This is a genomic window from Indioceanicola profundi, assembly GCF_003568845.1.
Taxonomy (GTDB): domain Bacteria; phylum Pseudomonadota; class Alphaproteobacteria; order Azospirillales; family Azospirillaceae; genus Indioceanicola; species Indioceanicola profundi.
This window is the reverse complement of record NZ_CP030127.1, coordinates 27420-40827: the sequence shown is the minus strand read 5'-3', so window position 1 is coordinate 40827 and position 13408 is coordinate 27420. Positions and strand designations below refer to the sequence as shown.

At 59.2% G+C, this 13408-nt stretch carries 11 protein-coding genes and 1 pseudogene; 7 read left to right on the top strand and 5 right to left on the bottom strand.

All coding sequences use genetic code 11. The features are described 5' to 3' along the window. Positions 1–36 precede the first annotated feature (36 nt). The 7 genes and pseudogenes from DOL89_RS16640 to DOL89_RS16610 all read left to right on the top strand — a co-directional run bounded on the left by DOL89_RS16640 (position 37) and on the right by DOL89_RS16610 (position 7702). Complete coding sequence (locus DOL89_RS16640; protein WP_225890010.1) at positions 37–612, top strand: NAD-dependent epimerase/dehydratase family protein; 576 nt, start codon at positions 37–39, stop codon at positions 610–612. Positions 613–800: 188 nt separating this feature from the next. Beyond that, the gene (gmd, locus tag DOL89_RS16635; protein WP_119680519.1) at positions 801–1895 is read left to right on the top strand and encodes a GDP-mannose 4,6-dehydratase; all 1095 of its coding nucleotides are present in this window, start codon (positions 801–803) and stop codon (positions 1893–1895) included. Positions 1896–2056: 161 nt separating this feature from the next. Continuing rightward, positions 2057–3133, top strand: coding sequence for a dTDP-glucose 4,6-dehydratase (gene rfbB / locus DOL89_RS16630; RefSeq protein ID WP_119680518.1), 1077 nt, complete (start codon positions 2057–2059; stop codon positions 3131–3133). A gap of 88 nt (positions 3134–3221) precedes the next feature. Further along, positions 3222–4088 (top strand): glucose-1-phosphate thymidylyltransferase RfbA, encoded by an 867-nt coding sequence (gene rfbA / locus DOL89_RS16625; protein WP_119680517.1) that lies wholly within the window; start codon positions 3222–3224, stop codon positions 4086–4088. Positions 4089–4199: 111 nt separating this feature from the next. Further along, a complete protein-coding gene (locus DOL89_RS16620; protein WP_162937605.1) occupies positions 4200–5537 on the top strand; it encodes a flippase in 1338 nt (445 codons plus the stop codon). 66 nt (positions 5538–5603) lie between these two features. Further along, on the top strand, positions 5604–6419 hold the full coding sequence (locus DOL89_RS16615) for an FkbM family methyltransferase (protein WP_119680515.1): 816 nt from the start codon (positions 5604–5606) through the stop codon (positions 6417–6419). A gap of 179 nt (positions 6420–6598) precedes the next feature. Then, positions 6599–7702, top strand: a pseudogene (locus DOL89_RS16610) (IS3 family transposase). Positions 7703–7876: 174 nt separating this feature from the next. Here the strand turns inward: DOL89_RS16610 and DOL89_RS16605 are convergent. The 5 genes from DOL89_RS16605 to DOL89_RS16585 all read right to left on the bottom strand — a co-directional run bounded on the left by DOL89_RS16605 (position 7877) and on the right by DOL89_RS16585 (position 13401). After that, complete coding sequence (locus tag DOL89_RS16605) at positions 7877–9112, bottom strand: glycosyltransferase (protein WP_119680514.1); 1236 nt, start codon at positions 9110–9112, stop codon at positions 7877–7879. A gap of 69 nt (positions 9113–9181) precedes the next feature. Continuing rightward, positions 9182–10420, bottom strand: a complete 1239-nt coding sequence (locus tag DOL89_RS16600; RefSeq protein WP_119680513.1) for a hypothetical protein — start codon at positions 10418–10420, stop codon at positions 9182–9184. Further along, positions 10413–11333 carry a GumC domain-containing protein gene (locus DOL89_RS16595; RefSeq protein WP_119680512.1) on the bottom strand — a complete coding sequence of 307 codons (921 nt, stop codon included), beginning with the start codon at positions 11331–11333 and terminating at the stop codon, positions 10413–10415. The genes DOL89_RS16600 and DOL89_RS16595 overlap by 8 nt, the downstream gene beginning before the upstream one ends. Before the next feature lie 202 nt (positions 11334–11535). Further along, positions 11536–12429: a glycosyltransferase family 2 protein gene (locus DOL89_RS16590; RefSeq protein WP_119680511.1), complete on the bottom strand. Its 894-nt coding sequence runs from the start codon at positions 12427–12429 to the stop codon at positions 11536–11538. A 30-nt stretch (positions 12430–12459) separates the two neighbouring features. Continuing rightward, positions 12460–13401: a glycosyl transferase gene (locus DOL89_RS16585; RefSeq protein WP_119681322.1), complete on the bottom strand. Its 942-nt coding sequence runs from the start codon at positions 13399–13401 to the stop codon at positions 12460–12462. Positions 13402–13408 lie beyond the last annotated feature (7 nt).

The following is a 13408-nucleotide window of genomic DNA, read 5'->3' as shown; positions in this document are numbered from 1 at the left end:
TTCAGCCCGGAGTTCCAAATGCTACGAACTGGAGCCGTGCCTGCTATCTCCGGCGTAATCAGCCCGTTTTCTCTTGCGGGTCGGCGGGTCTGGGTTGCAGGCGAAGGCGGCATGGTCGGCTCCGCTATCGTCCGGCGACTGGCTAAAGAGTGCTACTCCATCGCCAAGGTCGCGGGGATCAAGCTCTGCCAAGCCTACCGGCGGCAATATGGCTGCGAGATCATTTCAGCCATGCCGACGAACCTGTATGGCTCGAACGATAATTTCGATCGAGAGACCGGCCATGTTCTTCCGTCCTTACTGCGCAGGATTCATTTCGCCAAGCAAGACAGGTTAAAGGACGTCGAACTCTGGGGTAAGGGAACGCCGCGCCGGGAGTTCCTGCATGTCGACAACTTGGCAGGTGCCTGCAGCCATCTGCCGAAAACCAACTCCGAGGAAGACACGATCAATGTTGGGGTCCGCGAGGACGTATCCATCGCCAAACTGGCCCGCATCATTGCCGGCACGGTGGGCTGGGACGGCACATTCCACTTCGACATCAGCAGGCCGGGCGGTACGCCTCGCGAGCTCCTGCGTCAGCCGCATCAATGCCCGGGGCTGGAAGGCTAGGATCGACTTGCAAAAGGGCATCGCCGACACCTATGCATGCTGCCTCGAGCACGCTGAATCGCTGCGGGCCGCGTAACGAACAATCAAGCATATTCACATAAAATCTAGGCAAGTTCGGGTCATCTCATCTGCCTGAATGGTTCGTTCCGGGTTCGCCGGCTTGCCATTCATCAATCGGAGAGCGCGTAATGTCCGCAAAAGTGGCACTGATCACGGGTATCACTGGCCAAGACGGGGCCTATCTGGCCCACTTTCTTCTGAACAAGGGCTACACCGTTCACGGTGTGAAGCGCCGCTCTTCATCGTTCAATTCTGAGCGGATCAACGGCCTGTACCGTGATCCGCATGAGGCGTCCAGCAGCTTCCACCTGCATTACGGCGATCTGACGGACTCCACGAATCTGATCCGCCTCATCCAGGAAACACAGCCGGACGAGATCTACAATCTCGGTGCCCAGAGCCACGTCCAGGTCAGCTTTGATACGCCGGAATACACGGCCAATGCCGATGGCATCGGCACTCTACGCCTGCTCGAAGCGATTCGTATCCTGAAGCTCCAGGACCGAACCCGCTTCTACCAGGCGTCCACCTCGGAACTCTATGGCTTGGTCCAGGAGACGCCGCAACGTGAGACCACGCCTTTCTACCCGCGCAGCCCCTATGCGGCGGCGAAGCTCTATGCTTACTGGATCACGGTCAATTACCGCGAAGCTTACGGGATGCATGCCTCCAACGGCATCCTGTTCAACCATGAGAGCCCGCTGCGTGGCTCTACGTTCGTGACCCGCAAGATTTCGCGCGCCGTGGCAGCCATCCATGCTGGCGTCCAGGAAAAGCTCTTCCTGGGAAATCTGGATGCCCGTCGCGACTGGGGCCATGCCCGCGACTATGTTGAAGGCATGTGGATGATCTTGCAGCAGCCCAAGCCTGACGATTTCGTGCTGGCAACGGGCGAAACCCACCCGGTCCGCGAATTTGTCGAGCTGGCATTCAGCCATACCGGCCGCACTATCGAATGGACCGGCAGCGGCGTGGAGGAGAAGGGGATCGACACGGCGACTGGAAAGGTCCTGGTGGAGATCGATCCACGCTACTTCCGTCCGACGGAAGTCGATCTGCTGCTGGGCGATGCGACGAAGGCGAAGGAAAAGCTCGGCTGGACGCCGCGCACCTCCTTCAGCGAACTGGTGGCGGAAATGATGCGGGCCGACATGGAGCTGATGGCCGATCCGACCCTGCGGGACGCGCACGAGCACGCGCCGGGCGCCATTCCCAAACAGTGACCTTAAGACGCTATGCATCCAAGGCCAGGGCGACACATGCAACTCGTGCCCCTATCCCGGATGCATAGCGGCCCACAGCCGGATTCATCAGGGCCCTTGTTCCGCGTGAGTGGAAAATTGGCGATATAGAGGGAGCCGCCCTTGGGCGGTCAGGAGGAGCGGTGGACAGAAATACGGTCGTTGTTACGGGAGGAGCCGGCTTCATCGGCTCAGCCACCGTGCGCCATCTGCTCGACGCCGATCTGCGTGTCGTCAATGTCGACGCTCTAACCTATGCCGCCGATCTCGCGACATTGTCGGAGGTGTCCAACCATCCGCGCTACACCTTCGAGAAAGTCGATATCTGTGATGCGCCATCCATCGTTTCGCTGATGGACCGCTACCGGCCCTGTGCAGTTCTGCACCTAGCCGCCGAAACGCACGTCGACCGCTCCATCGATGGTCCTGTCGCCTTCATTCGGACCAATGTGGTTGGTACCTCGGTCCTTCTTCAGGCGGCGACCGCCTACTGGCGAGGTCTTGCGGATCGGGACCGCGCGGACTTCCGCTTCCTGCATATCTCCACTGACGAGGTCTTCGGCAGCCTGGGCGCTGAGGGGTATTTCACCGAGGATACACCCTACCGGCCCAATTCCCCCTACTCGGCCAGCAAGGCCGCCTCGGATCATCTGGTGCGCGCCTGGCATCACACCTACGGCCTACCCACGCTGATCTCGAACTGCTCGAACAACTACGGTCCCCGGCAATTTCCAGAAAAGCTCATTCCCCTCGTGATCCTGAGCGCCCTGCACAAGAAGCCGCTGCCGGTTTATGGCAAGGGGGAGAACATCCGCGACTGGCTGTTCGTCGAAGACCATGCGCGGGCCCTGCATAGGATCCTGACCCACGGCCGTCCGGGTGAGAGCTACAACATCGGCGGCCGGAGCGAGCGGCGCAACATTGACGTGGTGAGGACGATCTGCGCATTGCTGGACGAGCGTGATCCACGCGGCGACGGCTTCCGCCACGCCGAACTGATCACCTACGTCGCCGACCGGCCCGGCCATGATCTGCGCTACGCCATTGATGACGCGAAGGCGAGCAGGGAACTGGGCATCGCACCGACCGTGACCTTCGAGGAAGGTCTCGCGCGCACGGTCGACTGGTACTTTGCGAACGAGGCCTGGTGGAGGCCGCTCTGGGAACGATCCGGCGCCGGCCAGCGGCTCGGCCTCGGCGCTGCCAAGGCGAAGGCCTGATTCGGGAAGGCCGCTGGACACAGTACACTGCGTAATTACCTGTCGTACGGCGTCCGCGGACGTCCGAGCTTGAGGAGCCTAAGTTCAGATGAAGGGCATCATTCTCGCGGGAGGCTCGGGGTCCCGTCTGCATCCCATCACGCACACCGTTAGCAAGCAGCTCTTGCCGATCTACGATAAGCCGATGATCTATTATCCGCTATCGATGCTGATGCTTGCCGGTATCCGGGAGATCCTGATCATCACGACACCGCGGGACAGCGCGGCGTTCAAGGACCTTCTGGGCGATGGCGCTCAATGGGGCGTCTCCCTGTCCTATGCGGAGCAGCCCTCTCCCGACGGATTGGCCCAGGCCTTCCTGATTGCGGAGGCGTTTCTGGCAGGGTCGCCCTCCTGCCTGATCCTCGGCGATAACGTGTTCTTCGGCGACGGGTTGATCGACGTACTTCAGCGGGCGACCAAAATCGAGCGCGGCGCAAAGGTGTTCGGCTATCAGGTTGCCGATCCCGAGCGCTACGGCGTCGTCGAATTCGACCGCGACGGCAGCGTGCTGTCGCTTGAGGAAAAGCCGGTCCGGCCCAAATCGCGCTATGCCGTCACGGGCCTCTATTTCTACGACCACACCGCTGTCCAAAAGGCAAAGAGCCTAAAGCCGTCCCCGCGCGGGGAGCTGGAGATCACCGACCTCAACAAGCTGTATCTTGCGGAGCAGTCCCTGACGGTGGAGTTGCTCGGCCGCGGCATAGCGTGGCTGGATACTGGCACGCCCGACGCGCTGCTCGACGCCAACAACTTCGTCGCATCCGTGGAGCGCCGCCAGAACCTGAAGATCGCCTGCCTTGAGGAGGTGGCCTACCGGGCCAAATTCATCGACCGGGAGCAGCTTGCCAAATTGGCGGAGCGCTATGCCAAGTCTGAATATGGACGGTATCTCAGGACTGTTGCCGAGGGATGACCCTCTCCAAACCGCCCGCAGACAGATGGTTCCATGAGCCCGTCACATCCGCCCCGTAGCGCACCCGGGTCGATCCGGGGCTGGCGCGGGGCCATAGCGCACCTCGTACCGATGTTGCAGCAGCGCACGCAACTGGTGAAGGCCCTTTCGAACATTAGCTGGTTGCTCAGCGGTCAAGTTCTGCGCCTGGGGCTGGGCGTGGTCGTCGGCATTTGGATCGCCCGTCATCTCGGTCCACGCGACTTCGGCCTGTTCAGCTACCTTCAGGCCATCGTTACCCTCGCGGGCGCCCTGGCGAGCATGGGGCTGTACGAAGTCGTTGTGCGAAATCTGGTGCGGTCTCCAGATCAAAGAGACCAGACCCTTGGCACGGCATTCATGCTGCAACTGGCCGGCGGCTTCTTCGCGGCCGCGGTGGTCAACATTTCCGTGCTCATGACGGAGCCGAATGACACCCTGGCCCAGTCCATCGCCGCAATTCTCAGCATCACCCTGGTACTCAGGGCATCCGAAGCGGTGAAGTACTGGTTTGAAGCCCAGGTCAACTCGAAATACGTCGTCTGGGCCGAAACAGGGGCCGTGGCCGCGGTCGCCGGTATCCGGCTCACCCTGATTTTCCTCGACGCCGGCGTCACAGCCTTCGCATATGCTGCGCTCGCCGAAGCAACCTTCACCAGCGCGGCCCTGCTGATTGTTTATTCCCGAAAGCAGAACCGGCTCCGGGACTGGGAGTTTGGCTGGGCTCGGGCGCGGGCTCTGCTCCACGACGCCTGGCCCCTGATTCTGGCCAATGTCGCTGTGCTCGTCTACATCAAGACGGACCAGATCATGCTCGGTCGGATGATCGGGGAAGAGGCCGTGGGCGTCTATTCCGCGGCGGTTCGACTCAGCGAATCATGGTATTTCCTGGCGACAGCCGTCATAAACTCGGTCTTCCCCGCCATCATCGCCGCCCGGGCCGTGTCCGAACAGGCCTACCGGGACAGGCTACAAGCTTTGTACCGCCTGATGGTGGGAATCTCGTTCGCCGTCGCGGTCCCCGTAACGTTTCTGTCCGGCTGGGTAACGGTGCTGTTGTTCGGTCCGGCATATGCGGCGGCGGGCCCGGTCCTGGCCACCCACATCTGGGGCTCGTTGTTCGTGTTCCTGGGCGTCGCCAGTGGGAAGGCGCTGATCCTCGATAATCGTTCGGATCTCAGCTTGCAGAGAACACTTGCCGGCGCATTCATGAACGTCGTGCTGAACCTCTTGCTGATACCTTCCTACGGGATCATGGGTGCTGCCTACGCGACCATCATGTCCCAGGCGGCGGCGGCATTGTTCTATGACCTCGTTCATAATGCCACGCGCGACATGTTCGCGATGAAGCTCAGGGCTTTCAGCCCTTTGGGAGCCGCGCGACAGGTTGCCGACCTGTACCGATCGCTGAAGGCCGACCGCACGGCCTGAACGACCAGCACCTACAAAGCCATTCACAGCCAGCCCCGCCACATCCTTGCAGATCGAGGAATACAAATGAGCAAGTCCATCAAAGTTCACGTCAGTGGCTGGCTACAGAGGAGCTGGGCGCGCGCCATGGCGCGCCCGTCGACGCAGAAGCTGAACACGTTCATCCATCTCCTCTCCCTGAGAGGGCTCGGCGTGATGAACTACGAGTCCGAAGAGCTGTCCGGCGAGGAAGCCTGGAGCGTGGCATACGTAAAGCATGTGCCGGATGCCGTCGTGTTCGACGTCGGCGCAAATGTCGGCAGGTATGCGCAATTCCTCACCAAGGAGGTTCCGGGCGTAAGGATTCATGCCTTCGAGCCCCACCCGAAGAATTTCAGCCGCCTGTCCGATGGGCTGAGATCCTCATCGGTCACCTGCATCCAGGCTGCCGTCGGTGAATGCAGGGGTGAACTGTCGCTCTACGACTACAGTGACCAGGAGGGTAGCTCGCACGCGTCCCTCTACAAGGAGGCCATTTCGGATCTGCGCAACAGCGAGGTGAAGGCACTGAGCGTGCCAGTCCTCACCCTGGACGAATACTGCCGGAAGAATGGGGTGGAACGGATATCCTTGCTGAAGATCGATACCGAGGGCAATGAACTGAAATGCCTCTTGGGCGCGGGAGAAATGCTGAAACAAGGCCGGATCGATGCGGTTCTCTTCGAGTTCAACGAAATGAATGTCTTCAGTGGCGCCACTTTCAAAAAGTTCTGGGATTTGCTCCAGGGATACAAAATCTACCGGCTGCTTCCTGGCGGGAAGCTGCTGGAAGTAAAGCAGTATGTGCCCGCAACCTGCGAAATATATGCGTATCAGAACATCGTCGCCTTGCGCCGGCGCTGAGGGCGCGGGCATGAACATGTAGGAAAGAACGTGAGCGTCACGAGCGCCACCTTCCATTCTCCATTTCCGTGGGTGAGCTTTCCGGTTTCACAGTGTTGACCCCTTCCCGGAAAATTCCTCCAGTCGGACTGAGAGTCGTTCGGCAAGATCACTGACCTGAGAAAGGAGAGTGCCGATCGATGAGGAAGTCGAAGTTTACCGAGGAGCAGATCGCCTTTGCGCTCCGCCAGGCGGAGTTGGGAACGGGGGTGGACGAGGTCTGCCGCAAGATGGGCGTCAGCCAAGCCACGTTCTTCCGCTGGAAGCAGAAGTACGGCGGCCTGGGCCCGTCGGAGCTCAGGAAGCTGCGCCAGCTGGAGGAGGAGAACCTCAAGCTCAAGCGGCTGGTGGCCGATCTCAGCCTGGACAAGGCCATGCTCCAGGAGGTGCTGGCAAAAAAGGTCTGACGCCTGCTCGGCGGCGGGAGATTGTCCGATGGCTTCAGGATCGCTATCGGGTGAGTGAACGCCGAATCTCGAGCTGTGATGCGGTTCTGCCGACGGAGTCACCGCTACCGCAGCCGCCGTCCCGATCAGGCTCCCTTGCGGCTCCGGATCAAGGAGATCGCCGCCGTGCGTCAGCGCTACGGGTATCGCCGCATCCACATCCTGCTGCGGCGGGAGGGCTGGGCGATCAACCACAAGCGGGTTCTCCGGCTGTACCGGCAGGAGGGGCTGAACCTGCGGTCCAAACGGCCGCGGCGGCATGTCGCCGCGGCGCACCGGCTGGACCGTCTGCCGGCCGTGCGGCCCAATCAGATCTGGGCCATGGACTTCGTGTCCGACGCCCTGTTCGACGGCCGACGATTTCGGGCGCTGACCGTGGTCGACGCCTTCACCCGGGAATGCTTGGCCATCCACGTCGACCAGGGCATCCGCGGGGATGATGTGGTGGCCGTGATGGAGCGGCTCCAGTTCCAGCGGGGCGCCGCTCCGGAGAATGTGCGGGTCGACAACGGCCCGGAGTTCGTCTCCAAGGTGCTGGACCACTGGGCATACCGGAACAGCGTCGTCCTGGACTTCTCCCGGCCCGGCAAGCCGACGGACAACGCCTACGTGGAGAGCTTCAACGGGCGCTTTCGGGACGAGTGCCTGAACACGCATTGGTTCTTGAGCCTGGAGGACGCCCGGGCCAAGATCGAGACGCGGCGACGGGACTACAACGAGACCCGTCCTCACACATCCCTGGGGTACCAGACACCCGCCGAATTCGCTTCATCGGCCGGGGTTCACCCCGGCCGATGAAGCCGCCCGGCTCTCAATCCGGGTGGAGGAAAATCCGGGTCAGGCTCAGAAACCGCCGGACTCTCGTCCTGGCTGGAGGAAAATCCGGGTCAAGGTCAAGGTCACCCGCCAAAAGGCCCCGCAGTCCGTCTGGGAGTCTCGCGACGGTCACTGCTTCGTCCGCCGGATGCGTACCTAAACTTCTCCTCGGCATATAACTCTATGATAGAGATGCAGGTGGGCGGACGCCCATGATCCAAAGCGATAGTAGCGGCGGATCATCCGCGCGCGTTGCAACCTTGTGCTTGGCTGTTCGCATCCCTCTGCTATCGATTCCTGCAGGAGCACTGCAAGTGCGCGGCTATCCCCGACAGGGAAATAACTTGCCGCACCCTGTGAGACCTCACGCAAAACAGGTAGATCAGAGCACAATACACGAGCCCCCTGTCCTAGCGCCTCTACGACGGTCAATCCAAAGGTCTCGTCATAGGATGGAGATACATATAAATCGCAGGCGGCCATCAGCATCTCCATACGGCCTGCATCCGTTTGCCCGTGGAAGGTGACACCGTTGCCGACCAAGCGTCTGGACGCCTGATCTCGCCCGCCTGCAACGTGGAGGGAAAAGGAGTTCTCCCGTATCGGACGAATTGCTTCCGCCAAGCAGCGGAATCCTTTGATGGGGTGGTCCACTTGGGCCGCGGCAAACAGCACCATGAAGTCGTCGGCCGGGATGCCGAGCGCGTGCCTCGCCGCATCACGGTCCCAAGCAGGTTCCGGCTGCGAATCCGGGAAAATGCCGTGTGGGATAACGGTGACGTCCAGACCTTCCAGCCCCAGCTCACCCAGCCGGCGCAACATATCGGCTGTCGGAACGATCAGGGCTGGCCGATGGCGGCCGACCAGTGCACGTAGGCGGGCGCCGCGCCAAGCCGAACGATCAACGAATTCCACCGGGTAGCCGCGCCCATAGAATGGAGCCATGCGGGACACCCAGGAAGCCTTACTGGTGGATGACCGAGGAGGGTAGCACTCCCTGCCCGTGCCTAGCCAATAGTCATGGAGAGTCCACACGCAAGGACGCTCAAGTATTCTTTCCAGAGCCCCCATCGGTAGATAATAGCCGTGTGCATTGTGTAGGTGGATCAAATCGTACTTTTGCAGTTCAGGAAGGTAAAGTTCCCACCGCGAGCGTGATAGCGGAGCTTCACTGCCCAAAAGTCGGAAGGCAAAGACATTCAGAATGGTCGCGATGCGGCCGGGATCAAGTGATTGCACCGAACGCAGTTCGTCTGAACGACCGCGGCCAATGATGACATCACACTTCGCCCTGTGTGATCTGTTCAGGACATCCGCCAACAGCGCGACAGTCCGGGCAGCCCCGCCCGTATACACAGTGGTATTGACATGAGCAATGAAAGGCATTGCCATCAACTTTTCCTCTCGCCGGAATCATGTTCCTAAGTTCACAGCGACTCACCGGAATTTTACATCCCCGTCTCAGCTTGTTGTCGCAATTCGAGGCGTAAGTACCATGGAGCTTGCGCTGCTTGCCTGCTGCCTATTCGCACGCCATATAAGCAACCCGAGGATTCCGCCTACCAGAGGATGGTTCAGTGGAATGGCGGTGAAGAGAACGCCGCCAAATGCGGCAAAAACAAAGCAACGCCACCGCAGTTCAATCGTTGATCGGCGAAATAAGTAGAGCATTAAAAAAACAAATAAAAACGCAGCGGCACCGATCTCGAAGAACATTCTGCCTATGCCTGACATGATCGTGGTGGTGGGCGGGGCAAACCATAGAAGTTCGGGAAACAGAATTTTCATTTCAACGAATTTTGACTGGAATACCGATCCACTCAGGCCGTGCGGAAGAAGTGCATTCTGGTACGCCGACATCAACGAGACAAAGATGCTCGCGAATCGATCATTTCCGGACTGGTCCACAAGGACAAGTGCCGTTGGATCTTCGAGCAGCAACGTTGCAAGGCTTACCAGGCGCGACCCCTCAAGTAGATCGACCGCCAGGGCTGCCCCCGCTGCCATGACCAGCAAAAGCACAAATGCAGCCTTGCGACCTGATCTGCTCGTCAAAAGCGTCGGAAACACGATGCAAAGAGCAATGACGATGACGAGCAGTATCTGGCTTGAAGCTGCGAAGGCGACAATGCTGACAGCACATGCAGTGATCTGCCATAGCCGTGGGCGCACAATTATCTGCATGATCATAAAGAACAGGGCCTGGGTGCCATAAAATGTCGGCTCAGGCGCCAACGACGTCACGCCGCGTTGGTCGGTAGTTCGCCAGTCGGAAATCGTCCAGGTCAGAAAGTCGCGGGCAAAAAGCGTCTGAATCAGCCCTACACTGAGCCATACGACAATAGCGAAATTCAGCAGAGACTGGAACCGGTCCAGATCATCCCGGGCCGATAGGTAAAAAATGTAGGCCGTAAATAAAATCGTTAAATACCCAAGGAGGCTACGGATGGAGCTAAAGTCAACTCCTGAAAATAACATCAGAAATGCGGCACATGCGAAAAGTACCAGCAGGAGGTAAATGGCTGCGGGTAGTTTATGATGTGGTTGAAAGAGAAACGCCAGAGCTGAAAACACCAGTGCAGTCGGCTGCGTATCGATCGCCAAAGGAACTAAACGCATATAGGGGAATAGCGAGAAGAAAATAGCCAAAGAGAAGAGAATGCTGAACCGACGTCTCTGGCTAATGATTAAATCAGCCATGCAATCGCCTCCGGATCAGGTGCGGGGCAAGGATGATGGTGGCTGCAAATGCAGACGTAATTACGACTAGGCCTGCGAATACGAGTAGGAGGGATGGCCTATTTCGCTGCGACCATACAGAAGGAGAATCGATAATAGTGAAAGCGAACGGAACAAGCGACTGATCAGCCGCTAGGGATGATGAGAGGCGGTTATGAAGGGTAATCAAGCTCTGCCGGTCCGGTTCGCTCCCTACGTTCGCCAGCATTTGCTCAAGTCGGATGAGCCTTTGGCGCTTCTCATCAAGTTTGATGATTTTCATCAGTTCGTCGCTCTCCTCCAGAATTTTGGAAAGGAGCGTCGACGAGACTTCCGGGTCTGCATTGCTAAAGGAGATTTTTACTATGCCTGATTTCGTGTCCAGCTGGACGCCGGACTTGACGGTGGAATGGACAGATTCCGCCGAGGTCGGCAGGCTAGAACTTGGCAAGCCAGCAAATTCCGAAAGGTTGTTCTCGACTCTTTGCGTCAAAGGTAGCTTTACTGCTGGTAATCCCAAGAGAGCCAGCAGGCTTTCGTCACGAGCAAGCCGCTCGGCCAAGCTCCTGCTGTTTACTACTGCGACAAAGGTGGAGTCTCCTCCTGAATTCTGGAATCCGGGAATTATGCTGAGGGGAGAACTGTTCTCCTGTTCCCGGATGACAATAGTCGCTTCCGCCCTGTATCCACGGTCCAGCATATTCATGAAAACCGGGGTCAGGAGGGCTGACAGGAGAATAATGCCCGGCCAGATGTACCACTTCTGCGCAAAGGAGGTCGCGACTTCGCTGAGGTCTAGTTGGCCGTATGTGTCAATTTGCAAAGCAAACTCCTGTTCCCCGATGGCGCTAGTGTCGGTACCACGGATATGGGTATCCTTAATTGGCAAAATCATGTCAAGTCGGTAGCTCCCGGACTTTGGCCAGCCGCTTGGTTTTCACGTCCTTCTAGGAAAGGCAATTGGTTGCGATTTGCTTGTTGGTCCGGTCACGTCTTTCCCAGGGGGCGTCCGTTCCTGTTAACTGCCGGGTTGAGGTGGTTCAATAGGGCAGAACAGGAAACAGCTGTCTGGCCTGACCGCCGCCGTGATGCTGGTCTCAATGTTGGATGCTTTTCCCGTAGCGTAGTTGGCGCCCCGCGTACAGCACGCGAATGGGCAAGCAGGCGCGTGCCAATTTGACCATTACCGTGCGCGCCTGATGGTAGGCATAGAAGAGGCCGAGTTGAGCATTCAGAAGATCGTGGCGTTTCAGGACTCTTACATAATGGCGTAGCACCGCCTGTCGTTTCAGGTCGCTGATCCCACCGGCCTCTACTCTGGCGATGGCTTGGTCTAGCTTGCAGAACTGTTCGCCGGCCTTGTAGACCGTGACCAAAAAGTCGAAATCGCAGGCTGGTGCGCTAAGAACAGGTGCCACCGTGAAAGGATGCGCGATGTTCAGCTTTCGTCTGCTGAAGATCGCTTGGTGGGAACAGATCATGCCGTATGGAAGCCTGCTCTGTGTTGCTGCTGGGCGATAGCGTTCGGCACCGTCAGCATAACGCAGGATGGAATCTCCATAGACAATACCGGCGTTGCCCTCCCGCAGAACGGACGAACTCGCAGCCAGAACGGTATCATCCGCGAACAGGTCGCCGGCGTTCATAAAGATGATCCACTCTCCGCGCGCCATCCTCACGCCTTTGTTCATGGCGTCATATATGCCCTTGTCCGGCTCGCTGACGGCCTGATGGACAAGCGGGCGCAGGCGATCCAGCAGCTCCCGTGTTCCATCGGTGGAGCCGCCATCGACAACAATCAGTTCGTAATCCCGGAAGGTCTGGTCGGCCACACTCCTGATCGTGCGGTTCAGACCATCAAGATTGTTGAACGAGACGGTGACAATTGATATCAGCGGGTTGGCAGGACTGGTTTCGGCCGCATCGGTCATGATTGTCTTGCACATTGCTAGGGCTGATTTTTCAGTGATGCGCTTCTGCTTGAGCGGCATGGAGCTATTACGTCGGCATGAGCCTTTTCGTCATCTTCGCAGCTCGACAACATCGCCGGCGCGCTGGCGGTAGATTTGAAGGAGGTTCAGATAAACTTCCTTCAGCGGGCTCATGATCCTGGCCCTCAAATCCGGCGCCTGTGCCTGGACGACAGAGAAGCCGATCCGGTCCGTCGCACGCCGCAGCTCCGTCACATAGGGTCCGTACACATGCCGGCGCACACATTCCGGCAGCCTGTATCCGCGCTGAAGGCGAACCTTGTCCGGCCCCAGAAGGCGCAAATCATGGAAGTGCCAGGCGATCGCCCCCGAATAGGGGAAGCGCCGGGCGTTCCACGGCGCCATGAAGGCATCGAGCTTCCCCAACACATGCACCTGGTCGGCGAAGCGCACGGGCCAGTCGTCCAGGTACTTCTGATCACCGAATTTCCCGTCCTCGCTGCGGGCGAAGCACCATTCCATGCAGCGCTCCTCCCACCAGCGTCGGACCGGCTCGCCGCCAACACGGTCGAAAACCATGAACTGGACGCAGAAGCGGCCGGACTCCTCCGACTTGTCGAATTCCGCGTCGTAGGCATGCTCCGTGATGAGCACCGACTTCCCGGAGGCCTCGAGCTCGGCGAACACCGGCGACGGGCTCTTCATCAGGAATAGATCCGCATCTACGTAAGTGGCCCGCTGCGCCGTCGGGTCCCGTTCGAACACCCATTTGGGCGCGTGCGGCGTCAGGGTCCAGCAATACTCCGCCCGGCTCCGCCCGGCCTTCACAGCCAGCAGTTCGGGCGTTTCCACCTCGGCCAGCGGAATCGGCCGGATCTCCGGGTGAGCCAAGCCGGTCAGGACATCCGCCGCACGCTGGTCCATGCACACGACCCAGAGCGTGAAGGGGCCTGCATGCCTCTTCAGCGAACTGTGGAGCGCCAGTCCTTGCGGCAGGAAGTTGGAGTCGAAAATGGTGATGTAATGTTCCATGGCCATC